General features: G+C 59.7%; 19 protein-coding genes. 7 read left to right on the top strand and 12 right to left on the bottom strand.

Annotated features, from left to right (window positions below; translation table 11 throughout):
• Nucleotides 1–24 precede the first annotated feature (24 nt).
• Nucleotides 25–903 (bottom strand): acyltransferase, encoded by an 879-nt coding sequence (locus FJD34_RS22580; protein WP_090292245.1) that lies wholly within the window; start codon nucleotides 901–903, stop codon nucleotides 25–27.
• Between the two features lie 175 nt (nucleotides 904–1,078).
• Here FJD34_RS22580 and rloA2 point away from each other — a divergent pair, with 175 nt between their 5' ends.
• The 4 genes from rloA2 to creD are packed head-to-tail and all read left to right on the top strand — an operon-like array spanning nucleotide 1,079 to nucleotide 5,179.
• On the top strand, nucleotides 1,079–1,579 hold the full coding sequence (rloA2, locus tag FJD34_RS22575; protein WP_032858623.1) for a retropepsin-like aspartic peptidase RloA2: 501 nt from the start codon (nucleotides 1,079–1,081) through the stop codon (nucleotides 1,577–1,579).
• Nucleotides 1,580–1,637: 58 nt separating this feature from the next.
• Complete coding sequence (gene creB / locus FJD34_RS22570) at nucleotides 1,638–2,315, top strand: two-component system response regulator CreB (protein WP_032858621.1); 678 nt, start codon at nucleotides 1,638–1,640, stop codon at nucleotides 2,313–2,315.
• Nucleotides 2,315–3,754: a two-component system sensor histidine kinase CreC gene (creC, locus tag FJD34_RS22565; protein WP_032858619.1), complete on the top strand. Its 1,440-nt coding sequence runs from the start codon at nucleotides 2,315–2,317 to the stop codon at nucleotides 3,752–3,754. The genes creB and creC overlap by 1 nt, the downstream gene beginning before the upstream one ends.
• A gap of 51 nt (nucleotides 3,755–3,805) precedes the next feature.
• Nucleotides 3,806–5,179, top strand: a complete 1,374-nt coding sequence (gene creD, locus FJD34_RS22560; protein WP_090292244.1) for a cell envelope integrity protein CreD — start codon at nucleotides 3,806–3,808, stop codon at nucleotides 5,177–5,179.
• A gap of 168 nt (nucleotides 5,180–5,347) precedes the next feature.
• On the opposite strand, the gene FJD34_RS22555 is transcribed toward creD, so the two are convergent.
• The 9 genes from FJD34_RS22555 to FJD34_RS22515 form a co-directional block, all read right to left on the bottom strand.
• A complete protein-coding gene (locus FJD34_RS22555; RefSeq protein ID WP_032858615.1) occupies nucleotides 5,348–5,977 on the bottom strand; it encodes a glutathione S-transferase family protein in 630 nt (209 codons plus the stop codon).
• Nucleotides 5,978–6,316: 339 nt separating this feature from the next.
• Nucleotides 6,317–8,788 (bottom strand): Ig-like domain-containing protein, encoded by a 2,472-nt coding sequence (locus FJD34_RS22550; protein ID WP_090292240.1) that lies wholly within the window; start codon nucleotides 8,786–8,788, stop codon nucleotides 6,317–6,319.
• A gap of 689 nt (nucleotides 8,789–9,477) precedes the next feature.
• A complete protein-coding gene (locus tag FJD34_RS28515; protein ID WP_090292238.1) occupies nucleotides 9,478–9,657 on the bottom strand; it encodes a hypothetical protein in 180 nt (59 codons plus the stop codon).
• Nucleotides 9,654–10,757, bottom strand: coding sequence for a PepSY-associated TM helix domain-containing protein (locus tag FJD34_RS22540; protein ID WP_032858611.1), 1,104 nt, complete (start codon nucleotides 10,755–10,757; stop codon nucleotides 9,654–9,656). The genes FJD34_RS28515 and FJD34_RS22540 overlap by 4 nt, the downstream gene beginning before the upstream one ends.
• Before the next feature lie 64 nt (nucleotides 10,758–10,821).
• Nucleotides 10,822–13,260: a TonB-dependent siderophore receptor gene (locus FJD34_RS22535; protein ID WP_032858610.1), complete on the bottom strand. Its 2,439-nt coding sequence runs from the start codon at nucleotides 13,258–13,260 to the stop codon at nucleotides 10,822–10,824.
• A 146-nt stretch (nucleotides 13,261–13,406) separates the two neighbouring features.
• On the bottom strand, nucleotides 13,407–14,387 hold the full coding sequence (locus FJD34_RS22530) for a FecR domain-containing protein (RefSeq protein ID WP_065942693.1): 981 nt from the start codon (nucleotides 14,385–14,387) through the stop codon (nucleotides 13,407–13,409).
• Entirely contained in the window at nucleotides 14,384–14,902 is a 519-nt protein-coding gene (locus FJD34_RS22525) for an RNA polymerase sigma factor (protein WP_032858607.1), read from the bottom strand. Before FJD34_RS22525 ends, FJD34_RS22530 begins: the two co-directional genes overlap by 4 nt.
• A 128-nt stretch (nucleotides 14,903–15,030) precedes the next feature.
• Nucleotides 15,031–15,741: a 3'-5' exonuclease gene (locus tag FJD34_RS22520; RefSeq protein ID WP_090292236.1), complete on the bottom strand. Its 711-nt coding sequence runs from the start codon at nucleotides 15,739–15,741 to the stop codon at nucleotides 15,031–15,033.
• On the bottom strand, nucleotides 15,738–17,660 hold the full coding sequence (locus tag FJD34_RS22515) for a putative nucleotidyltransferase substrate binding domain-containing protein (RefSeq protein WP_174553294.1): 1,923 nt from the start codon (nucleotides 17,658–17,660) through the stop codon (nucleotides 15,738–15,740). The genes FJD34_RS22520 and FJD34_RS22515 overlap by 4 nt, the downstream gene beginning before the upstream one ends.
• A gap of 246 nt (nucleotides 17,661–17,906) precedes the next feature.
• Between FJD34_RS22515 and FJD34_RS22510 the strand changes: the two genes are divergently transcribed.
• Together FJD34_RS22510 and FJD34_RS22505 are read left to right on the top strand one after the other, a co-directional pair.
• Entirely contained in the window at nucleotides 17,907–18,353 is a 447-nt protein-coding gene (locus FJD34_RS22510) for a response regulator (protein WP_032858604.1), read from the top strand.
• A 129-nt stretch (nucleotides 18,354–18,482) separates the two neighbouring features.
• A complete protein-coding gene (locus FJD34_RS22505) occupies nucleotides 18,483–18,872 on the top strand; it encodes a hypothetical protein (RefSeq protein ID WP_032858602.1) in 390 nt (129 codons plus the stop codon).
• A 66-nt stretch (nucleotides 18,873–18,938) separates the two neighbouring features.
• Here FJD34_RS22505 and FJD34_RS22500 read toward each other — a convergent pair whose 3' ends face one another.
• The gene (locus FJD34_RS22500) at nucleotides 18,939–21,116 is read right to left on the bottom strand and encodes a malate synthase G (RefSeq protein WP_032858601.1); all 2,178 of its coding nucleotides are present in this window, start codon (nucleotides 21,114–21,116) and stop codon (nucleotides 18,939–18,941) included.
• Between the two features lie 533 nt (nucleotides 21,117–21,649).
• Between FJD34_RS22500 and FJD34_RS22495 the strand changes: the two genes are divergently transcribed.
• Nucleotides 21,650–22,168 (top strand): glycine cleavage system transcriptional repressor, encoded by a 519-nt coding sequence (locus FJD34_RS22495; RefSeq protein ID WP_065942689.1) that lies wholly within the window; start codon nucleotides 21,650–21,652, stop codon nucleotides 22,166–22,168.
• A gap of 222 nt (nucleotides 22,169–22,390) precedes the next feature.
• On the opposite strand, the gene rarD is transcribed toward FJD34_RS22495, so the two are convergent.
• Entirely contained in the window at nucleotides 22,391–23,275 is an 885-nt protein-coding gene (rarD, locus tag FJD34_RS22490; RefSeq protein WP_090292230.1) for an EamA family transporter RarD, read from the bottom strand.
• Between the last annotated feature and the right edge of the window lie 155 nt (nucleotides 23,276–23,430).

Here is a 23,430-nt window from a genome sequence, read left to right as displayed (position 1 = left end):
GGGGTAATCGCTGTCGGCAACGAGTTACCTGGCAAACTCATCAATGCGCACATCCTTCTCCATCCAGAGCTGGTTGACCCAGTTCTGGACGGTCTGGCGAAACGCCGGATCGTTCTCGTAATCGCCCTGCCACAGCGCTGGATCCAGCTCGCGGGTGCGGATATCAACAATCACGCGGGGCACTGCGCCGCTGATCAAGTCCCAGAAGCCCGGGATCCTGTCTTGTGGATAAACCACCGTGACGTCGAGGATCGCGTCCAGCTGTTCGCCCATGGCCGCCAGCACAAACGCCACGCCACCGGCCTTGGGCTTGAGCAGGTGGGTGAAGGGTGAATCCTGTTGTGCCCGCTTGGCTTGGGTGAACCGCGTGCCTTCCAGGTAGTTGACCACCGTCACCGGCTGGCGCTTGAACAGCTCGCAGGCCTGTTGGGTGATCTTCAGGTCTTGGCCCGCCAGTTCCGGGTGCTTGGCCAGAAACGCCTTGCTGTAGCGTTTCATGAACGGGTAGTCCAGGGCCCACCAGGCAAGGCCCAGGAACGGTACCCAGATCAGTTCCTTTTTCAGGAAGAACTTGAAGAACGGCGTGCGCCGGTTGAGGGTCTGGATCAGCGCCGGGATATCGACCCAGGATTGGTGGTTGCTGATCACCAGGTAGGACGTGTCGCCACGCAAGCCGGTATCGCCGCGAATGTCCCATTGGGTGGGAATGCACCAGGCGAATATCAGCTTGTCGATCTCGGCCCAGGTCTCGGCGATCCACATCACTGCGGCGGAGGCGTAGTCCCGTGAACGACCGGGCGCCACCAGCTTGAGCAGGGCGAATACCAACAGGGGGCCGATCAGGATCAGCGTGTTGAGTAACAGCAGCAGTGTGACAAAACAGCCGGTGAGCAGGCGGCGCATAAGGAACTCTTGCAAGCGGGTGGACGGGCCATCATAAGCAGCTTGAGTCTAGAGGCCAAATCGCAAATCGCCTGACGAATGTTTCACTTTGTGTTGTGTATGGTAAGTAATGATCCAACTTCGGGCTGTATTTGCAGTCTAGTATTGGCCTACTTACTTCAAGGAACCCCCCGACGTGAAATCTCTCCTTGCTCTGTTAGCCCTGGCTGCCCTGCCGGTGATGGCCGCCGAGCCGACCCTGTACGGGCGCTACGAATACATCCAGTTGCCGGAGATCGGTGAAACCTTCAAGGCCAAGATGGACACCGGCGCGCTGACGGCTTCGCTGTCGGCCCGTGACATCGAGACCTTCACCCGCGATGGTGAGGATTGGGTGCGCTTCCGTCTCAGTGGCAAGGATGTGAGCAACAAGGTCTACGAACACAAAGTGGCGCGCATCAGCAAGATCAAGAACCGTGCTGACGAAGATGAAGACGGCGAAGAAACCAGCGTCGCCAAACGCCCGGTGGTGGACCTGGAAATGTGCCTGGGCAACGTCAAGCGCACCGTCGAGGTCAACCTGACCGATCGCAGCAGCTTCAACTACCCGCTGCTGATCGGTGCCAAGGCCCTGCGTGAATTCGGCGCCGCCGTGAACCCGGCCCGCCGCTATACCGCCGACAAACCCGACTGCTGATTGACGCCGCACAAGGCATGGGGCACCGTTCACCTTTAGCTCCCTGTGCTCGGACGCCATGCCTCATATCCTGATTGTCGAAGACGAAGCGGCGATAGCCGACACGCTGATTTTTGCCCTGCAGGGCGAAGGTTTCACCACCACCTGGCTGACCCTCGGCCAGGCGGCGCTGGAGCATCAACGGCAGACCCCGGCAGATATGCTGATCCTCGACATCGGCCTGCCGGACATCAGCGGCTTTGAAACCTGCAAGCAACTGCGCCGCTTCAGTGAAGTGCCGGTGATGTTCCTCAGTGCCCGCGACGGTGAGATCGATCGCGTGGTGGGCCTGGAGATCGGTGCCGATGATTATGTGGTCAAGCCCTTCAGCCCCCGGGAAGTGGCGGCGCGGGTCAAGGCGATCCTCAAGCGGGTGATGCCGGTCGTGGCGCCGCCCAGCAGCGAACTGTTCCAGGTCGATCACGAGCGGGTACAGATCCACTACCGTGGCCTGCCCTTGAACCTCACCCGTCATGAATTTCGCCTGCTCAACTGCCTGCTGGAGCAGCCCGAGCGGGTGTTCAGCCGTGAGCAACTGCTGGATGCTGTCGGTGTGGCCGCCGATGCCGGCTACGAGCGCAATATCGACAGCCATATCAAAAGCCTGCGCAGCAAGCTACGCAGTGTGGCGGCCGATGCCGAGCCGATCCAGACCCATCGCGGCCTGGGTTACAGCTACAGCCCGAGCCACGCCTGATGCGCATGGGGCTGCGGATTTTCCTGGTGTATGCGCTGTTTATCGGCTTGACCGGCTACTTTGTGCTCAACACGGTGATGAAGGAAATCCGCCCCGGCGTGCGCCAGTCCACCGAGGAAACCCTGGTGGACACCGCCAACCTGCTGGCGGAAATCCTGCGTGAGGATGTGAAGAACGGCACCCTGGGCCAAAGCCACTGGCCGACGGTGCTCAAGGCCTATGGCGAGCGCCAGCCCGGCGCGACGATCTGGGGGCTGGCGAAGAACCAGGTCAACCACCGTATCTATGTCACCGACGCCAAGGGCATTGTGCTGCTGGACTCCACCGGTGAAGCCGTGGGCCAGGACTACTCGAAATGGAACGACGTGTACCTGACCCTGCGCGGCGAATATGGCGCCCGTTCGACCCGCAGTGATGCCGATGACCCGGCCTCGTCGGTGATGCACGTCGGCGCACCGATCCGCGATAACGGGCAGATCATCGGCGCGGTTACCGTGGCCAAGCCCAACAGTTCGCTGCAACCCTATGTCGACCGTACCGAGCGCCGTTTACTGTGGTACGGCGCGGGCCTGGTGGCGCTGGGTTTATTGCTGGGGGCGCTGTTGTCGTGGTGGCTGAGTGCTGCGCTGCGGCGCCTGACCACCTATGCCCAGGCCGTCAGCGAAGGGCGGCGCGCCGAGTTGCCGCATTATCGCGGCGGTGAGCTGGAACAGCTGTCCACGGCGGTGGAGCACATGCGTACACAACTGGAAGGCAAGGCCTACGTCGAGCGTTATGTACACACCTTGACCCATGAACTGAAAAGCCCGCTGGCGGCGATCCGTGGTGCGGCGGAGTTGTTGCAGGGTGAAATGACAGCGGTCCAGCAGCAACGGTTTGTCGGCAATATCGCCAGCGAAAGCGCGCGGTTGCAGCAGTTGATCGAGCGCCTGTTGAACCTGGCCCAGGTCGAACAACGCCAGGGCCTGGAGCAGCAATCGGCGGTGCCGTTGGCGGCGTTGGTGGATGAGGTGCTCAAGGCGCAATGTGCGCGGATCGAACAGGCCGGGTTGCAGGTCGAGCGCCTGATCGAAGCTGACGTGAAGCTGTATGGCGAGCCGTTCCTGCTGCGCCAGGCCCTGGGCAATCTGCTGGAAAACGCCCTGGATTTCACCCCGCCCGGCGGCATCCTGCGCTTCAGTGCCCAGGTGCACAATGAGGATGTGCATGTGCGCCTGTTCAACCAGGCCGAGCCAATCCCCGAGTATGCCTTGCCACGCTTGAGCGAGCGTTTCTACTCCTTGCCACGCCCGGCCAGCGGGCGCAAAAGCACCGGCCTGGGCCTGAATTTTGTCGAGGAAGTGATGAAGCTGCATGGCGGCTCATTGCAGATCGGCAATGTGCCCGGTGGTGTGCAAGTGGTGCTGCATCTCCACACAGTCTCCACATTGCCCTCATAAATCCCCCACACGCCACCACCAGACTCTCCCCATCCAAACAGGGAGAGACCCATGAACCGCAGCCTGCTATTCAAACTGGGCGCCATTGCGCTGCTGATCCTGCTATTGCTGATTCCGTTGCTGATGATTGACGGCATCATTAACGACCGCCAGGAGATGCGCGACGGCGTATTGATGGACATTGCCCGCAGCTCCAGCTACAGCCAGCAGGTGAGTGGGCCGTTGATGGTGGTGCCGTATCGCAAGACCGTGCGTGAATGGAAGCTCAATGAAAAGCTCAACAAACGCTATGAAGTGCTCAGCGAAGAACACGGGCGCCTGTACTTCCTGCCGGAGCATTTCGAACTCGACGGCAAGGTGCAGACCGAGCTGCGGGCGCGGGGGATTTACCAGGCGCGGCTGTTCCATGCCGACAACCGTATCAGCGGTCGGTTTGTGCTGCCGGCGCAGATGGGGATCAAGGAAAACTTTGCCGATTACACGTTTGAGCAGGCGTTCCTGGCGGTCGGCATCAGCGACATCCGTGGGATTGAAAACGCCCTGAAGCTGGAGTTGGGCAGCCAACGCCTGGAGTTTGCCCCGGGCACCCAGGTCAGCTTCCTCGGTGCCGGCGTGCATGTAGCGTTGCCGGCCCAAGACAGCAAGAACCCCGCACCGCTGGATTTCGCCTTCGACCTGCGCCTGCAAGGTACCGAGCAACTGCAAGTGCTGCCGGTGGGCAAGACCAGCGTGGTCAAGCTGGCCTCCAACTGGCCCCATCCGAGTTTTGTCGGCAACTTCCTGCCGGTGCAGCGCGAGGTCACTGACCAGGGGTTTACCGCCAATTGGCAGACGTCGTTTTTCTCCACCAACCTTGAGGAGGCGCTGTACGGCTGCGTGGTTGGCAGTCGCTGTGATGACTTCAACGAACGCAGCTTTGGCGTGAACTTTATCGACCCGGTGGACCAGTACCTCAAGAGTGACCGCGCGATCAAATATGCGCTGCTGTTTATCACCCTGACGTTCGCCGGTTTCTTCCTGTTCGAAGTGCTCAAGAGCCTGGCGGTGCACCCGATCCAATATGCATTGGTGGGGGTGGCCCTGGCGTTTTTCTACCTGCTGCTGCTGTCGCTGTCCGAGCATATCGGCTTTGCCCTGGCGTACCTGATCTCGGCCAGTGCTTGTGTGTTGTTGATCGGTTTTTATGTGTGCCATGTGCTGCGCAGCGTGGCCCACGGCCTGGGGTTCTCGGCGGGGTTGGCGGCGCTGTACGGCTTGCTGTACGGGCTGCTGAGTGCCGAGGATTACGCGCTGTTGATGGGCTCGTTGTTGCTGTTCGGGCTGTTGGGCACGGTGATGGTGCTGACACGCAAACTGGACTGGTATGGCGTGGGCAAGCGCAAGGCGGCCGAGCCGTTGGCGTTTGACCTGGAGGCGGTGCAATGATCGGGCTGCGTGAGGATCAGCAGGTGAGGGGAGAGTTGGTGGCGATGATCATCGCCTTGCTCCCCGCCCCTTGTAGGAGCGAGTTTGCTCGCGCAAAAGGTACATCCACCTCGGCAATGCGCCTGCAATACCTTCGCGAGCAAGCTCGCTCCTACAGGGGGGCGCCGGTCAGGCCGGAGGCTGAGTCGCCAGCATCGAAGGCCGTTGGCTGACCTCGGCGTACCAGGCTGCCAGTTTTGGATTGCTGGAGCGCCACTGCAGGCCCGGGTGGCGGAAATCCACATAACCCAAGGCGCAGGCGACGCTGATTGAGGCGATGTCGAAATGGCAGGCCAACTCAGCGATAGCGTCCCGCTCCAGCTCGGCCAGGGCGCGGCGGATCTTGTTGCGCTGCTCTTGCAGCCAACTGTCCCACTGCTTGTCGGCCGGGCGCAGGGCGGTTTCGTAGCGCATCAGTACGGCCGCATCCATGACCGCGTCAGCCATCGAGGCCAGGGTCAGGCGCCGCCAGCGGGCCGAGCCATCACGGGGGATCAGCGGGTTGCCGACATGCTGGTGGTCGAAGTAGTCGAGGATCACCCGGCTGTCGTGCAACACATTGCCATCGGCCAGGCGCAGGGCCGGGATCTTGCCCACCGGGTTGCCTTCGTTCAGCGCCGGGACCGGGCTGATCGGCGTGACCTGCACGGTCTCCAGCGCGACCCGGTCTTGCTGGCCGGTTTCGTGGAGCAGGACCAGGACTTTGCGGACAAATGGCGAAGCGGGATGTTGGAACAACGTCATGCTAGGCGCGGACATGGGCAATCCTCGGAAAAGGTCGGCCATAGACTAGACAGTTGTTGGGTGGCTGGCGAGGGACATTACGGTGTTTTTGCGGGCCTCATCGCGAGCAAGCCCCCACATTTAGATCTGGGGATATCACTGGGTCGTGAGCTCCTCCTTGACACCTTTTTCGGACAAAATCGCGGGTTCAAGATCAACGACTTGGCGACGGGTATGTTTAATAAGCCCAGATGCGCCGACAGCTTCCAGGCGGGGCTACACCTCTTGGACTGGTGATCGCTCACACAATCATCCAGCCCGGCAGCCCCGTTTTTTCAGGGGGGATTTCAGATTAAGTTGAGACTTTTATCGTTTTTATGTCATTGGTTGATGCAGCTGCATTTGCTCCATCAAGTTCACCATCGTCAGGTCGGCCTGAACGGTTACACCGTAATCGGTGGAGGGGATTGGCGATAATGTGCTGTCTTGAGCAAACAGTTGTGCATCAAACGCCAGGACCGGTACGGAGAATCCGCTGCTGACTTCAGGTGCTGCTGTGACAAAGAAGTCTTTACTGGTGTCGCTCATGACATCGGACAGGGTCAGCCCCAACGGATTGTTCAACCCCGTCAGAGGGGTAACTGTCAGCTCGAATGTATTGCTGATCACGCCATTGGTGCTTATCGCGCTAATGCTGTGATCACCTTCACTCAGAGGCTGTGCCGGTGTGAACCGCCACTGGCCGTCAGCGGAGGCTTGAGTCGAGCCGATGACTTGGTCGTCGCTGTAGAAAGTGATCAGGCTATCAGGTATGCCGCTGCCAGTGAACGTAGGCGTAGCGTCATCGGTAGCGTCTCCATCACCAAAGTAACCCGTTTCGATACCAACGTTGTCGATAAAGTAGCTGATAAAGGGGGCCTGAGGTTCTACCGTCAGTGAGAAGGTCTCGCTACGTTCGCCAGCACTGTCGACAGCTACGAAATGGTGATCACCCAAGGACAGTTCGGTACGTGGGCTGAAGTACCAATCACCTCCAGTGTTACTGATTGTCGAGCCGATCTCCTGCTCACCGTCATAGATCGTGATAACCGAGTTAGGTCGGCCTTCCCCATACAGGCCTGGGCGAGCGTCATCGGTGCTGGCGCCATTGGTGAGAAATGCCTGTTCACCACCGACATTGTCTTGGGCCGATCCAATACTTGGATTTGGCGCGGGCGGGGTTATGACATTCAGCTCGAAGGGTTGGCTGCTCTGTCCGGCAGCATTCACCACGGTGAAGCTGTGAGTCCCATCACTCAAATCCTTGAAGGTGCTGAGTGACCAGTTGCCGCCATTGTCGACTTTGACCGAGTTCAGGTAGATGCCGTTATCGAAGATATGCAGCTCGCTATTGGGGGAGCCTTTCCCTAGCAACTGAGGGCGCAAGTCGTCGGTGCTGGCGCCGCTGGCCAGGCTGCCTTGGCTGTAGCCGACATTATCAAAGACCGAGTCAATACTCGGCTCGGGCGGGGCTATGACATTCAGCTCGAAGGGTTGGCTGCTCTGTCCGGCAGCATTCACCACGGTGAAGCTGTGAGTCCCGCCACTCAAATCCTTGAAGGTGTTGAGTGACCAGTTGCCGCCATTGTCGACTTTGACCGAGTTCAGGTAGATGCCGTTATCGAAGATATGCAGCTCGCTATTGGGGGAGCCTTTCCCTTGCAACTGTGGGCGCAGGTCATCGGTGCTGGCGCCGCTGGCCAGGCTGCCTTGGCTGTAGCCGACATTATCAAAGACCGATTCAATGTTTGGCGGCTGAGGTAACGCTGGAAAGGATTCAATATGTAAGTTGAAGTCCGCGCTGATCAAGCCGTCGGTGATGTCCTCCACAGTGAGGATCTGATTACCCTCGAGTAGTGGTTGGCTGAAGCTGAAGGACCAGTTGCCGCTGGCATCAACGTTAGCCCCCCCCTGATAAGTGCCATTGGCATATACATTGAGTACGCTGTTGGGCGTGCCGTGGCCGGACAATACCGGAAAGTTGTCATCAGTGCTGGCGCCGTTACCGAGGTTACCTTGACTTGAACCTACATTATCAACGGCCCAACTGATGCGAGGTGTTGGATCCGGCGCTTGCGTCGGGTCTTGGATCTGTACGTTGAAGACGTCGCTATGCTGACCGCTGGCATCGATCACCGTGAAACTATGAGCGCCAACACTTAGGTCATTGGTTGGTGTGAATTGCCATTTACCCTTGGCATCAGCCTGAGCTGAACCGATGACCTGATCACCCTCATATATCGTGACGATGGCCTTGGGCTGAGCAACTCCACCGAAGGTAGGGCGGGCATCGTCGGTGCTGGTGTTATTGGGGAAGTACCCCTGTTGTACGCCGGTATCATCGAAATAGTACGTGATGCCGACTTCGGGTGCAGCTTCTCCCGGTCCCAGAATACGTAACACGAACACCTCGCTCTGGCCAAAAGAGTCACTGACACGCAGATTGTAGTCACCTGGGCTCAGGTCGATGGCGGGAGTGAAACTCCACTCGCCGGAGGCATTGACCTGGGCTGTCCCGAGTAATACACCGTTGTCACGGACAGTCACCAAGCTATTGGGTTCGGCGATGCCTTGGAAGGTAGGCCGAGCGTCATCTGTGCTGCTGCTACTGCCACGCAAGCCTACGCTTTCTCCGACGTTGTCGAATACCTTCGTGATGGCGGGGGTGGAAGTGATGTCTGTGGACGAAGTGACGCTATCTTCGCTCAAGGTAGGGGTAACACCTGGTGTCATCGAAGCAGCATCTTGAAACTGGGATATATCCGAGTTCACTGTGGCAGTCTCGATGATGCGTTTTTTTGTAGGCATGCTTAGTTACTCCTAGGAGGATGGCGGAAACCTGCAGGTTTAGAGGGGGATTGAAACGACCCTGCTGATAGGAGAGTTTGAAAATGGGGAAAAATTACACGGCTGTAACGATATAACTTTGATTGAATTCCGTAATGGGCACTGACTTGAAAGATATTTGAGGAGTGTCTTGTTTTTCTGTCGTTACGTATGTGCTTGCCCTCGTCTTGTGCAAGGGGCATGAGTGTCGGATTGAGCTCCATTTATCGGCTAAGGCGTTCTGCTGAGTTGAGTTAAGATAGATCTTATATGACGGCCCAGACCCGATAAATATCATGGCGCTCCAGCTAGTTTAAATTTCCTTATGGTGTGCGTCGTGGTAAAGCTTGGGCCGTTAACTCTACTGATTAGTTATTTGTTCTCGGATTATCTGTTCGCTTCGGCAAAGCAGAGCACTTTTCTAAAAACGGAACATACAAGTAATACTTCAAGCAACGCTCCTGATAGGTAAGCGTACGGTAAACATACCTTGCGAATCTTTCGCCCCCTCCGGTTTCGATAGCAGCTTGCTTCGCTTATGCTTCTCGACTCACGTGTAAGGATGATCTAAATAGGTGTGACGGCATGTAAGCAGATAAATCTTGTCCTGTAGTTCTGATATGCCGTGAACACTGTCGAATGTGGGAGCGGGCTTGCTCGCGAAAGCGTTCTCAAGGCCGCCGCACCAACCCCCATACACCGATTACCGCCGGGATCCCCAACCCAATCCAGCTAAGGGAGTCCCTAACTCCATCCCCCAACAGCGCCGCAAACAACCCCGCACCACTGAGCAACCCGATCCCCAGCGGCACCCCAAACACCTTCCAGAAGTTCGACTGCCGCGGCCTCATGGCTTGGCCGCCTTGCGCCGCACCCGCCACAGGTACACACCGCTGCCCAGCACGATGATGGTCAACACATCCATCACCGCCCAGAGGATTTTCATCGGCATGCCGCCGTAGTCGCCAAAGTGCAGGGGCTGGGACATGCCCATGGCGTCCATGTACCACGGCCGCCCGGCGACGGCGGTGACGCTCAGGTCGCTGGCGTCGATCAGTACCGGCGTCAGCAAGTGCGAGGTCAGGTGCGTGCTGCCTTTCATGAACACCGCGTAATGGTGCTCACTGGAAAACCGCGTACCGGGAAACGCAATAAAGTCTGGCGTCATGCCCGGCGCGACCTGTTCGGCGATCTTCAGCAGGTCGGTCGCCGGCGCACGCAAGGTCAGCGGCGGCGCGTTCTTATAGGGTTCGATCATCGCGGTGAGGCTGTCATTGCGCCAGGCGGCGATGATCAGGTCGGCACAGGCGCTGATCACCCCGGTGACGCCCACCACCAGCACCCAGGTCAGGGTGACGACGCCGATCAGGTTATGCAGGTCGAGCCAGCGCAGGCGTGTGGACTTGTCCTGGCGCACGGTGGCGAATTTCAAACGGCGCATGAACGGCAGGTACAGCACCGTGCCGGAGATGATCGCGACCACAAACAGTATGCCCATGAACGCCAGCAGCAACTTGCCCGGCAACCCGGCGAACATATCCACATGCAGGCGTAGCAGGAACATCGTCAGCCCGCCATTGGCCGAGGGCATCTCCACACTGTCCCCGGTTCGGGCGTCGAGCATGAAAGTGTGGGACGCGTTCGGCTCGGTGCCGGCGGTGGCCGCCATGATCGCGATCACGCCGTTCTTGTCGTCTTCATCCCAGGCCAGGTACTGCATGGCTTCGCCAGGGCGATGGGCCTGGGCCTTGGCCACCAGTTGCTCAAGGTTGAGCTGCGGGGTATCGGCTGGCATCTGCTGGAGTTCGGGCTCGTTGCCCAGCAGGTGATCGATCTCATGGTGAAAGATCAACGGCAGGCCGGTCAGCGCCAGCATCAGCAGGAACACGGTGCAGATCAGGCTGGTCCAGGTGTGGATGAAGGACCAGCGGCGGATGGTTGTGCTTTTCATCACGGCTCCAAAAGGCAAAAGGGCCGCAATTGGGGCGGCCCTTCATCTGCGGTTTTTAACCGTCTTAGAATTTGTAATTCACGCTGGCGACGACGTTACGCTGGTCGCCGTAGTAGCAGTAGAAACCATCACAGGTGGCTAGGTAGTCCTTGTTGAAGATGTTCTTGGCATCGACCGCCACGGTGACTCCTTTCAGGGTGCTGCTTACGCGGCCAAGATCGTAGTGGGCCGAGGCGTCGTACACCGTGTAGGAGCCTACATGGCCCCAGTCGGTGTTGGCAGCATTGCCGTAGGTGTCGCCGACATAGCGCACGCCCGCACCAACGCCAAAGCCATCCAGTGGGCCGCTGTGCCAGGTGTAGTCGGCCCAGGCGGTGGCCTGGTTGCGAGGTACCTGATTCATGCGGTTGCCTTTTTCTTCGGCAGTGCCCTTGGTGATTTCGCTGTCGTTATAGGTGTACGAACCCACGAGCTTGAGGCTTTCGGTAACGTCAGCACTGGCTTCCAACTCCAGGCCACGCACTCGTACCTCGCCCACTTGGCGAGTAATGCCGCCTTCTGTCACCGAGGTGTTGGTCTGAGTCAGATCGAACACAGCGGCGGTCAGCAACGCCTTGGTGCCAGGTGGTTGGTACTTGATACCGGCTTCGTATTGCTTGCCCTCGGTAGGCTTGAATGCACCTGTGCTGAGCACTTGCGTACCGGAGCCCGCCTGGAATGATTCGGCGTAAGACAGGTAGGGAGTGATGCCGTTGTCGAACACATAGCTGAGCGCCGCGTTACCGCTGAAGCTCTTGTCGCGCTGGGTGTTGGTGGCGTCGTTCTGATTGTGGAAGGTAGTCCCGGTGTGTACCCAGTCCTCACGCCCGCCAAGCGTCAGGCGCCAGTTGTCGAGGGCCATCTGGTCCTGGATGTAGAGGCCGGTCTGCTGAGTTTTCTGAGTGTAGTCATACATGGTGAAGTATTGGACTTTGGAGAAGTCCTGGCCGTACACCGGTCGATTGAAGTTGATGGTAGGAACACCGGCAGAACCCCACAGCCAACGAGCATCGGCATCAGAGCGCTGGTGGTCCAGGCCCAGCAGCAAGGTGTGGCTTACAGCCCCCGTCTGGAAGTCGGCCTGGAAGTTGTTGTCGACGGCAAACTGCCCGATGTTTTCATCGACTTTGCCGGCTGAGCGGCTCACATTGCCATCGGCGTCTACAGCCAACTCTGGCCCGTTTGGCCAAAAACTCCCACCTGCAGTAATGCCTTGGAATGACAGGTCATTTTTGGTGTAGCGCAGGTTTTGACGGAACTGCCAGGTATCGTTCAGACGAGTTTCAAACGCATAACCGAGCGCGTAGTAAGTACGGTCGTAGAATTCCCAGTCAGGATCACCCAGATTTTTGTGGTGGGAAATTTTGCCAGCCGGCGAAGACAATTTGGTGCCTTGCAGCGGCAAGAACTGGCCAGTGATCCCGGTGTCGTCGCGGGTGAACTGCGAGAGCAAGGTCAGTTTGGTGTCGTCGTTGATATTCCAAGTCAGGCTGGGCGCGACGTTGTAGCGTTTGTCGGGGATGTGATCGACCGCTGTATCGCTGTCACGCACTACGCCACCAATGCGGTAAAGGAATTGACCTTCGTCATCGATTTTTCCGGTGCTGTCGAAGCTGATCTGCTTGTGATTATTGGTGCCGGTCTGTACCTCGACCTCGTTACTGCTTTCAGCTTGTGGACGACGGCTGACCATATCTAGCAAGCCGCCGGGAGGCGTCTGGCCGTAGACAGACGAAGCCGGACCGCGCAGTACGGCGATACGCTCCAGGCTCCAAGTATCGATTTTTGGCGTGGCATAGTTGCCCTTTGGCAAAGGCAGGCCATCGAGGAATTGGGTCGGTACAAAACCGCGCACCAGCAACCAATCGCTGCGCGAGTCAGAACCATAGCCGCTGCTCTGCACCCCAGCGGTATAGCGCAGGGCGTCATTGAGGTTGAGAACAGAGCGGTCTTCCATTTGTTTACGGGTGATTACCGTCACGGAACGCGGTAATTCGGCAATTGGTGTATCCGTCTTGCTCCCCGCCGCCGTACGCGTAGCCACATACCCCTCCACCGGCCCCCAGGCGCTTTCATAATTGCCCTGGCCAATGATGCTGGTCTCTGGCAGTGCAACCACACCCTCCGGGACCGGCACCAGGCTGAACGTGCCGGCGCTGCTCTGCTCCAACTGCAGACCACTGCCGCGCAAGGCTTCACGCAGGGCGCCCTGGGCGTCGAACTGGCCCTTGACCGGGGCCGAGGTCTTGCCCGCTGCCAGCGCGGGGTTGAGGGTCAGGGCCAGGCCGGCCTGGCTGGCGATCTGGTTCAGGGTGCTGGCCAGGGGGGCGGCCGGCAGGTTATAGGCACGTACGCTAGACGCCTGTTCGGCAGCGATCAGCGCAGTGCTGGCCAGCGGGGCGCTGAGGGCAATGGCCACGGCTAACAGGCTGGGGCGCAACAAGGTGTCTAGCGTGCGGGACATAGGGCGGCTCCTGAATGGAAATATTTCTCAATTGCCTGTGTGCCGAGCGAGAATCAAAAAGTGATAGGGCTGGGGGGAAATATTTTTTGTCTGGGAGGAAATGGGGGGGTTCAGAGCCCTATCGCAGGCTTGCCTGCGATAGGGCCCTAAGGGTTACCCGCGACCTTTGGCACTACCGTCACCCACCACGGCGTACGCTGCTGGATCTGCACTGGCAAGGTCGGCAGCAGCGCATTCAAGGCCAGGTCGGTGTCCTGCAGCGGAAAGCTGCCGGTGATGCGCAGGTCGGCCACGTTTTTATCCACACCCAGGTAGCCGCTGCGGTAGCGGCCGAGTTCTTCGACCACATCCCCCAGCCGCGCGTTGTCGACCACCAGCATGCCGCGGGTCCAGGCATCGGAGCCGGGAGTGACCGTCAGCAGTGGACCGAGGCCGTCATGGCGCATCAGGACCTGCTGGCCTTCCTTGAACACCTGTTCTTGATGCAACGCCTCAGGCTGCGCTGCCACGGCCGACTGCAAAACGCTGAGCCGCGTACCGTTGTCCTCGCGTTTGACGATAAACCGCGTGCCCAGGGCGCGCAGGCTGCCGTCGCGGGTCTCGACGACAAAGGGGCGTGCATCGTTGTGACCGGTCTCGACGAGGATCTCGCCGTCCTGCAGCACAATCACCCGGCGCTTTTCGTCAAAGCGCACGTCAATGGCGCTGTGGGTGTTGAGGTTGATCAGCGTGCCATCCGCCAGTTTCAGCGTGCGTTGTTCGCCGGTGGCGGTGCGTTGGTCGGCCAGCCAATAGTTGATGGGCACGTAGCGCTGGCCGGCGAACAGCGCCAGGCCGCAGACCAGCACCACACTGGCCAGGCCACTGCCGAGCTTGCGCACCCGTCGCCGGATACTTTCACGCGATTGCAGCAGCGCCGCCCGCGCCGGGCCGCTGGCTACGCAAAAGCGCTGATCGAGCATGCCCAGTTGGCGCCAGGCGCGAGCATGTTCTTCGTTGCTGGCCAGCCATTTATTGAATTCTTCATGCTCCACGGCGCTGCCATCCCCGGAATCCAGGGACAGTTGCCAGGCAATCGCGGCATCCAGCACTCGCGCAGAAACCGGTTTTGAACTGATCTGACTCACAGCGGCTCGCCATACAGTGCGATGTAGCACTGGCGAATCCCCTGGGCCAGATACTGCCGCACCCGTGGCACGGAAACCCCCAGGCGCTGGGCAATTTCGGCGTGGCCCAGGCCATCCAGGCGGTTGTAGAGGAAGGCGGCGCGAGCCTTGCTGGAGAGCTTGCCCAGCAGACGGTCGATGGCCTTGAGGTCTTCGAGGATCAGGTGCTGTTCTTCCGGGGACGGGTGTTCGCTTTCCGGGATCAGCATCAGTTCGCTGAGGTAGGCCTGTTCCAGCGCGGCGCGGCGGAAATAGTCAAACAGCAGGCCCTTGGCGACGGCCACCAGGAACGCCCGCGGTTCACGGGGCGCACGCAGTTCTTCACGGCCCAGCAGGCGCATGAAGGTGTCCTGGCTCAGGTCTTCGGCCCGACTGGGGCAGGCTACGTTGCGCCGCAGCCATGCCAGCAGCCAGCCGCGATGGTCACGGTACAACGTGCCAACAAGCTCACTGTGGGGACTTTGGGCTGACGACAAGGCATCACCAATCGAGAAGTTTAAACTAACGAGAATTATTCGCGATTGTGGCAGAGGCGCGGAATGGGCGCAATTGGCGTTGGTCGGGTGATGGCACCACAACCCATTGCCGGAGCCGGTTGCGGTGTTTAGAAGGAAGGGGCTTGCTTGCGACGTTTCCACTGGTTCAGGCGTTGCTGCAACGCAGCGGGGCTGTCCAGCCCTTGCTGGCGGGCACGGCTGAACAGAATCAACATCAACTCAGCGGTGGCCAGGGCATCGGCGCTGGCGTGATGGCGCTCACCGACCTGCAGGTTGAAGTGGGCGATCCAGTCATCCAGGCCGGCTTCGCGGATATGCGCTTGCGGGCACAGCAGCGGCGCCAGGTCTGCCACGTCGAGGAATGGGTGGGCCAGGCGATAACCCAGGCTGTCCTTGAGCGCGCGGCCGAGCATGTGTTGGTCGAACGGTGCATGGAACGCCAACAGTGGGCTGTCGCCGACAAAGGCCATGAAGTCCAGCAACGCCTCGGCTGGGTCGCAACCAGCGGCGATCGCACTGGGGCCGAGGCCGTGGATCAGTACGCTGGGGCTGAGTTTGGTTTGCGCCCGTTGCAGGGTGCGCTCGAACTGCTGGGAAAAATCGACGGCACCGTCTTCGATCACCACCGCGCCAATCGACAGTACCTGATCGCGATTGAGGTTCAGGCCGCTGGTTTCCAGGTCCAGGACGACCCAGCGCTGGTCGCGCAGGGTCGTTTCGCCGAGCACTGCGGGCGCTGCTGGCAATTGCTGCAGGCGTGCTTGTTGATGCTCATCCAGTCCCGGACGGGAAGGGCGCAGCCAACTGAACAGGCTCACAGCTGATACCTTAGGGCCAGGCTGCTTTGCAGACGCTGGGCCTGGCGCAGGGATTCACGCAGGATGCGCCGGTCCAGGTGGTTGAGGCTGTCGGGATCGACCCGGTTGGAATACGGCTGGTTCTCGCGGGTCTGCAACTGGTGCTGCTGCATGCGGGTTTGCTGGATAAAGTGGTAGGCCTCTTCGTAGGCTGCGCCGTCCAGGCGTTCGATCACCTCCTTGTCCACCAGTTGCTGCAAGCGTTCCAGGGTGTTGTTGGCGGCGATCCCATTGGCCAGGGCCAGCAGGCGGGCGCCATCGACGAAGGGTGTCAAACCCTGCACCTTGAGGTCGAGCGTGGCCTTGTCCGCGCCTTTGCGCGTCAGCACGAAATCACGGAAACGCCCCACCGGCGGGCGCTGGCGCAAGGCGTTCTCGGCCATCATCCGTTGGAACAGGCGATTGTCCGCGACCTGCTCAAGCAGGCCCTGGCGCAATTGCTCACAGCCCTGTTCATCGCCCCAGACCACCCGCAGGTCGAAGTAGATACTGGATTTGAGCAGGTTCTCCGGCGTCGCCTCGCGGATAAACGCCGCAAAGCGCCGGGCCCATTCGGCACGGGACAGGCACAGCTCGGGGTTGCCGGCCATGATATTGCCCTTGCACAGGGTAAAGCCGCACAGCGCCAGGCTCTGGTTGATCTGCTGCGCCAGCGGCAACAGCAGGCCGCGAATCTCGGCGGCGTGGGCGGCGTCCCTGGCGTCGAACAGAATGCCGTTGTCCTGGTCGGTATGCAGCGTCTGCTCGCGGCGGCCTTCGCTGCCGAAACACAGCCAACTGAAGGGCACGCCGGGGTCGCCTTTCTCGGCGAGGGTCAACTCGATCACCCGGCACACCGTGTGATCGTTGAGCAACGTAATAATCTGAGTGATCTGGGTGGACGACGCACCGTGGGCCAGCATGCGTTCGACCAATTGGCCGATCTCCCCGCGAATCGCCACCAGGTTCTCCACCCGTGGCGCATTGCGGATGGTGCGCGCCAGGTGCACCAGGTCGACCCGTTGCAGGGAGAACAGATCGCGCTCGGACACCACGCCGCACAGGCGCCGGTCCTTGACCAGGCACACGTGGGCGATGTGCCGTTCGGTCATGGCAATCGCCGCGTCGAAGGCGCTGTGATCGGGGCTTAAAAAGAACGGCGCCTGGGTCATATGGCGCTCGATGGCCTGGGTGAAATCGCTGATGCCGTCGGCCACCACATGACGCAGGTCACGCAGGGTGAAAATCCCCAGGGGCGTCTTGTGCTCATCCACCACCACGATGCTGCCGACCTGCTGCTCATGCATCAATGTGACCGCTTCACGCAGCGGCGTCAGCGGGCTGCACGTCACCGGGTGGCGCATGGCCAACTCGCCCAGGCGGGTATTCAATGAATACTGGGTGCCAAGATTTTCTACGGCTTTTTGCTGGACTTGCTGGTTGACCTGATCCAACAGGCTGCTGACCCCGCGCAAGGAAAAATCGCGGAACGGTCCGGAGAGGGCAAACAGCTTGATAAACGCCGGCTTGTTCAGTTGCAGGCAAAAGGTGTCTTCGGCGGCCTTGTGCTCCGTGCGGGTGGCCCGTTCCCCCAGCAGGGCGGCCAGGGGGAAGCATTCTCCGGTGGTGATTTCGAAGGTGGTTTCGGCCGAGTCCGGGCGTTCGCCAACCACACGCCCCTGCTTGACGATATAGAAGTGCTCCACCGGGCCTGCCGACGGCTTGAGGATGCTCTCGCCGGGGCCGTAGAAGCGCAATTGGCACTGCTCCACCAGAAACGCCAGGTGGGCGTTTTCCATCTGGTTGAAGGGCGGGAACCGTTGCAGGAATTGCAGGGTGCCGTGAATGTTCTGCAACACCGCAGTTTTCCCTGCCTGGGTGAAAGCATCAGCTTTACTCATAACCATGACCGCAGTTTTTTTGTCGTTATCGTGCCTCATGGTCGACCCCCACGCGACGGGTGCCCATTGGACGTAAGTCTAGGTAGCTATAAGGCCTTCAATGACTAAGGAAAAACCTTACATGAATATCGTCCAGACCCGTAGAACGCCCACTAGGAAAACTATCCGACGAAGTGCACATTGTTCGCCCTTCCGGTGATGTCTGACTTCTGTGCTGGGAGATTGAGTTGAACTGCCGAGAAACCTATGCCCGACCAAGATATTTTGAGTGATGCCGAGCGCGAGGCGCTGAGCGCCGTGATGCTGGAGCCTGATCTACCGCCGCAACGGGTGCTGATCGTTGATGACGATAAAGACGCCCGTGAATTACTGGCCGAAATCCTTGGGCTGGACGGCATTCGTTGCATGACGGCGGACAGTGGCGAGGCGGCGTGGCAGCTCCTCAACTCCAACACGTCCATCGGGTTATTGATCACCGATCTGCGCATGGCTCCCAGCAACGGCCTGGAATTGATCCGACGGGTGCGCGAGTCCACCCGGGCGGCGTTGCCGATCATCATCATGTCCGGGGATGCCGAGGCACCGGATGTGATTGATGCGATGCACTTGAGCGTGGTGGACTTTCTGCTCAAGCCGATTGATAGCGTGAAGTTGGCGAAGATGGTCAAGCGCGAGTTGGGGATGGCGCAGTAGGCGGGGTTGGGCCGTTGGTCGGGACTGTCAGATTTCACAGTATCGGCGTTTTGAGGGGGGCCTGTTTAATCGTTGGGAGGGTGCTGGCTTGGGATCGGCGCCCCTCAATGCTGCGAACAGGAGTTCACCATGAGTAATGTATGTAATAGCACCACCACGGTCGAAGCAAACATCTCGGTGCGTATCGATGGGCAAGATCAAGGCTTTTTCCCGAATCAATTTTCTGGCAGTTCGTCTGGGGTCAAGCTGGTCGCTAGCAGTGATACCACGCACCTGGAGATTGACTATGGCCAGTCCCTGGGACAGGGGACTCACAATTTAACGCATACGCAATTTCAGATAGATTATCTGGACCCTGCTGGGCGCACCTTTACACACCCGGTTGCAGGCACCATCCAGGTGAAGGTTGTCGGTAACGTGCATATGGGCACATTGACCGGTGTAAAAGTTGACGGAACGGGTTCTGGGGCTGGGGCTCAGGCTCTGCTTTCGGGGACCTACGTCATTATTGTCAGCTAAATCTTTCTACACGCTATATAAAAAGCCCCGGCCATATGACCGGGGCTTCTTTATTTCAGTTGTGAGTTACAGGCCATTCCTGGCCTTGAACTCCCGACGCCTGCGATGCAACACCGGCTCGGTATAACCATTGGGCTGCTGGGTCCCTTCAATCACCAGCTCAATCGCGGCTTGAAACGCGATGTTGCTGTCAAAATCCGGAGCCAACGGACGGTACAGCGCATCCCCGGCATTCTGCCGATCCACCACCGGCGCCATGCGCTTGAGGCTTTCCATGACCTGGGTTTGGCTGACCACGCCATGGCGCAGCCAGTTGGCAATGTGCTGGCTGGAGATACGCAGGGTGGCGCGGTCTTCCATCAGGCCCACATCGTTGATATCCGGCACTTTCGAGCAACCCACGCCCTGGTCGATCCAGCGCACCACGTAACCGAGGATGCCCTGGGCGTTGTTGTCCAGTTCGTTGCGGATTTCTTCCTCGGACCAGTCGGTATTCTGCGCCAGGGGAATGGTCAGGATGTCGTCCACCGAAGCACGCTCGCGCTTGGCCAGTTCGGCCTGGCGGGCAAATACGTCGACCTTGTGGTAATGCAGTGCGTGCAGCGCCGCGGCGGTAGGTGATGGGACCCAAGCGGTGTTGGCGCCGGCCAGTGGGTGCGCGATTTTCTGTTCGAGCATGGCGGCCATCAGGTCGGGCATCGCCCACATGCCTTTACCAATCTGTGCGCGGCCTTGCAGGCCGGTGCTCAAGCCGATATCGACGTTCCAGTTTTCGTAGGCGCTGATCCATTTTTCCGCCTTCATCGCGGCCTTGCGCACCATCGCGCCGGCTTCCATGGAGGTGTGGATTTCGTCGCCGGTACGGTCGAGGAAGCCGGTGTTGATAAACACCACGCGCTCGCTGGCCGCCTTGATGCAGGCCTTGAGGTTGACCGTGGTGCGGCGCTCCTCGTCCATGATCCCGACCTTGAGAGTGTTGCGCGGCAGGGTCAGTACCTCTTCGATACGGCCGAACAGCTCGTTGGTAAACGCGGCTTCTTCCGGGCCGTGCATCTTTGGCTTGACGATATACACCGAGCCCGTGCGGCTGTTCTTGCGGCTGTTGTTGCCATTGAGGCTATGGACCGCTGCCAGGCTGGTGATCAGACCGTCGAGGATGCCTTCGGGCACTTCATTGCCCTGGGCGTCGAGGATCGCGTCGATGGTCATCAGGTGGCCAACGTTACGCACGAACAGCAGCGAGCGACCATGCAAGGTCACGGCATTGCCGTCGATGCCGGTGTAGCTGCGGTCGGCATTCATGGTGCGGGTGAAAGTCTTGCCGCCCTTGGCCACTTCTTCGGCCAGGTCGCCCTTCATCAGGCCGAGCCAGTTACGGTAGATCACCACTTTGTCGTCGGCATCGACGGCGGCGACGGAGTCTTCGCAGTCCATGATGGTGGTCAGCGCGGCTTCCATCAGGATGTCTTTGACGCCGGCTGCGTCGGTCTGGCCGACCGGGGTGCTGGCGTCGATCTGGATTTCGAAATGCAAGCCGTGGTTTTTCAGGAGGATCGCGATTGGCTGGGCCGCATCGCCCTGGTAGCCGATCAGTTGCGCATCGTCGCGCAGGCCGCTGTTGCTGCCGCCCTTGAGGCTGACAATCAGCTTGCCATCGACAATCTTGTAGCCGGTGGAGTCAACGTGGCTGCCGGCGGTAAGCGGTGCGGCTTCGTCGAGGAAGGCGCGGGCGAAGGCGATGACCTTGTCGCCACGCACCTTGTTGTAGCCCGGGCCTTTCTCGGCACCGTCGGCTTCGCTGATGGCGTCGGTGCCATACAGCGCGTCGTACAGCGAGCCCCAGCGGGCATTGGAGGCGTTGAGGGCGAACCGCGCATTCATCACCGGCACCACCAACTGGGGGCCGGCCATGCGGGCGATTTCGTCATCGACGTTTTGTGTGGTCGCCTGGAAGTCCGCCGCTTCTGGCAGCAGGTAGCCAATATCTTGCAGGAAGGCCTTGTAGGCCACCGCGTCATGGGCCTGGCCGGCGTGGGTCTGGTGCCAGGCATCGATCCGCGCTTGGAAATCGTCGCGTTTGGCGAGTAGGGCTTTGTTCTTCGGTGCCAGGTCGTGAATGACCTTGTCGGCACCGGCCCAGAACTGGTCGGCGGTCAGGCCGGTACCGGGAATGGCTTCGTTGTTTACGAAGTCGAACAGGACTTTGGCGACCTGCAGGCCACCGACTTGAACGTGTTCAGTCATTGCTTGCCTCACTCTGCGGAGCTAATTCGCTTTTCAGCTTTTCAATTTACCAATGAAGCCTTCGGCCATTTAAACCACAAACCCAAGGCACCAGTACATGCCATCAACGGCGGCTGGGTGGTTCCAATCAACGGCGCAAGGCTTGCTGACGGGGTGTTCGGGGTTACGACGGCGCCTGGGCAGACATCGACCTAACGTTATGTAGTGCGCGCCGAGGCATACTACATGATGAGTTGCGGTTGTGAAAATTAGACTAAATACGTCGTTTAGCGACCCACTTTGGTTGTACGGTCACAGCGGGGTATGGGATGTTCTCAAAAAACTAATGGATTGTTCCAGATAAATATAAAAATGGTACACGATTTGTTTTTCGCTTAGCCAAATCCCCTGTAGGAGCGAGCTTGCTCGCGAAAAACTCAAGTGCGCCGCGTACATCCAGGATGCCCGCGTCATCGCTAGCGATTTTCGCGAGCAAGCTCGCTCCTACAGGCAGGTGCCTATAATCGAGTATTCATCACCAGAGGACTGTTGCCATGGACCATCTCGTACTCACTGTCATCGCCGCCGACAAACCCGGTGTGGTCGAACGTGTTGCCCACTGCATTGCCGAACGCGGTGGCAACTGGCTGGAAAGCCGCATGGCCCATATGGCCGGGCAATTTGCCGGGATCCTGCGGGTCAGTGTGCCGATGGAAAACCGCAGCGAATTGGTCAGCGCCCTGGAGGACCTGTCCACCCATGGCATTCGGGTGCTGGTGGGTGAGAGCAGTGGCGGGCAGGCGAGCGCGAGCAAGCCGATCCTGATGACCCTGGTGGGCAATGATCGGCCAGGCATCGTGCGCGAAATCACCGCGCTGTTGAGCAAGCAAGGAGTCAACCTGGAACGCCTGAGCACCGACGTGCGTCCGGCGCCAATGAGCAGCGACCCGTTGTTTCACGCCGAAGCTGCGCTGGCGGTGCCCTCCACCCTGGCATTGGATGAGTTGCAGGCTGCGCTGGAAACCCTGGCCGACGATTTGATGGTGGAATTGCAACTGCGCAGCGAGGAATAACCGTCCACAGGGTTGTTCATGGAAATCTTGCATGGGCCTGTGGATAAGCTGTAGAGACCCGGCGCCAGGCCACGCCGGCCGGGGCTCTCCGTGCGCTGAGCAAAAAACGAGCAATTTCAACGGCTTGTGCACAAACACCGGGGATCAGGCTGTGGATAACCTTGGGGTGAAACCCTGCAAGCCACGCCGGCTGTGGTATGCAGGGGGTTGTACGTTATTTGATCAGCGTTTGCGCAGGCTCAGCCACGCATCGATGCTGTAGACCGCCAGTCCAGCCCAGATAAACACGAACGCCACCAGGCTGGCGGGGGTCATGTGTTCGCCGAACAGCAATACGGCTTGCAGCAGCACCAGGGTCGGCGCCAGGTACTGCAGGAATCCCAGGGTGGTGTACGGCAAATGCCGCGCCGCCGCGTTGAAGCAGACCAACGGGATCAAGGTCACCGGGCCTGCGGCTACCAGCCACCAGGCCTCGGAGGTGCTCCAGAACGCCATATTCGCGCTGTGGGCTGTCGGATTGAGCAGCAACCACGCTAGGGCAATCGGCACCAGCATCCAGGTTTCCACCACCAACCCCGGCAGCGCCTTGACCGGCGCCTGCTTGCGGATCAAGCCATAGAAGCCAAAGGTCAGCGCCAGTACCAGCGACACCCACGGCAAGCTGCCGACCTGCCACACCTGTTGCGCCACACCCACGGCGGCCAGCCCGACGGCCACCCATTGCAGGCGGCGCAGGCGTTCGCCGAGGATCAGCATGCCCAGCAGCACGTTGACCAGCGGGTTGATGTAGTAACCCAGGCTGGCTTCGAGCATGCGCCCACTGTTGACTGACCACACATAGGTCAGCCAGTTGCCCGCGATCAACGAGCCGCTCAGCGCCAGGATCGCCAGACGCTTGGGGTTGTCCCGCAGTTCACGCCACCAGCCGGGGTGTTTCCACACCAGCAACAGCAAACCGCCGAACAGCGCCGACCACAGCACGCGGTGGACGATGATTTCGGCAGCCGGCACGCTGGCGATGGCTTTGAAGTAGAGCGGGAACAGGCCCCAGATGACGTAGGCACTCAGGCCCAGGATGTACCCGCGACGCGGGTTGGCGGCTTGCATGCAGAATCCTTGCATAGGCAGCTAACAAAGCCGTGATTGTAAGGAAGTTTGTCTATCGATGGGTTGGCTTTTTGTAGGAGCGAGCTTGCTCGCGAAAAACCTGAGGGCACCGCTGGGTGTCAGGTTTCCCGCGTTATCGTTAACGACCTTCGTCG

Source organism: Pseudomonas brenneri (assembly GCF_007858285.1).
Classification (GTDB): Bacteria; Pseudomonadota; Gammaproteobacteria; order Pseudomonadales; family Pseudomonadaceae; genus Aquipseudomonas; species Aquipseudomonas brenneri.
Note: the sequence above shows the minus strand (reverse complement) of the source record. Positions and strands in the feature narration are given on the sequence as shown.

Excerpts from the sequence above, each read along its gene's own strand:
- FJD34_RS22500 (WP_032858601.1), bottom strand. The coding sequence starts at position 21,116 with ATGACTGAACACGTTCAAGTCGGTGGCCTGCAGGTCGCCAAAGTCCTG.
- FJD34_RS22540 (WP_032858611.1), bottom strand. The coding sequence starts at position 10,757 with ATGAAAAGCACAACCATCCGCCGCTGGTCCTTCATCCACACCTGGACC.
- FJD34_RS22495 (WP_065942689.1), top strand. The coding sequence starts at position 21,650 with ATGGACCATCTCGTACTCACTGTCATCGCCGCCGACAAACCCGGTGTG.
- FJD34_RS22550 (WP_090292240.1), bottom strand. The coding sequence starts at position 8,788 with ATGCCTACAAAAAAACGCATCATCGAGACTGCCACAGTGAACTCGGAT.
- creB (WP_032858621.1), top strand. The coding sequence starts at position 1,638 with ATGCCTCATATCCTGATTGTCGAAGACGAAGCGGCGATAGCCGACACG.
- FJD34_RS22535 (WP_032858610.1), bottom strand. The coding sequence starts at position 13,260 with ATGTCCCGCACGCTAGACACCTTGTTGCGCCCCAGCCTGTTAGCCGTG.
- rarD (WP_090292230.1), bottom strand. The coding sequence starts at position 23,275 with ATGCAAGCCGCCAACCCGCGTCGCGGGTACATCCTGGGCCTGAGTGCC.
- creC (WP_032858619.1), top strand. The coding sequence starts at position 2,315 with ATGCGCATGGGGCTGCGGATTTTCCTGGTGTATGCGCTGTTTATCGGC.
- FJD34_RS22510 (WP_032858604.1), top strand. The coding sequence starts at position 17,907 with ATGCCCGACCAAGATATTTTGAGTGATGCCGAGCGCGAGGCGCTGAGC.
- FJD34_RS22555 (WP_032858615.1), bottom strand. The coding sequence starts at position 5,977 with ATGTCCGCGCCTAGCATGACGTTGTTCCAACATCCCGCTTCGCCATTT.
- FJD34_RS22505 (WP_032858602.1), top strand. The coding sequence starts at position 18,483 with ATGAGTAATGTATGTAATAGCACCACCACGGTCGAAGCAAACATCTCG.
- FJD34_RS28515 (WP_090292238.1), bottom strand. The coding sequence starts at position 9,657 with ATGAGGCCGCGGCAGTCGAACTTCTGGAAGGTGTTTGGGGTGCCGCTG.
- creD (WP_090292244.1), top strand. The coding sequence starts at position 3,806 with ATGAACCGCAGCCTGCTATTCAAACTGGGCGCCATTGCGCTGCTGATC.
- FJD34_RS22515 (WP_174553294.1), bottom strand. The coding sequence starts at position 17,660 with ATGAGTAAAGCTGATGCTTTCACCCAGGCAGGGAAAACTGCGGTGTTG.
- FJD34_RS22580 (WP_090292245.1), bottom strand. The coding sequence starts at position 903 with ATGCGCCGCCTGCTCACCGGCTGTTTTGTCACACTGCTGCTGTTACTC.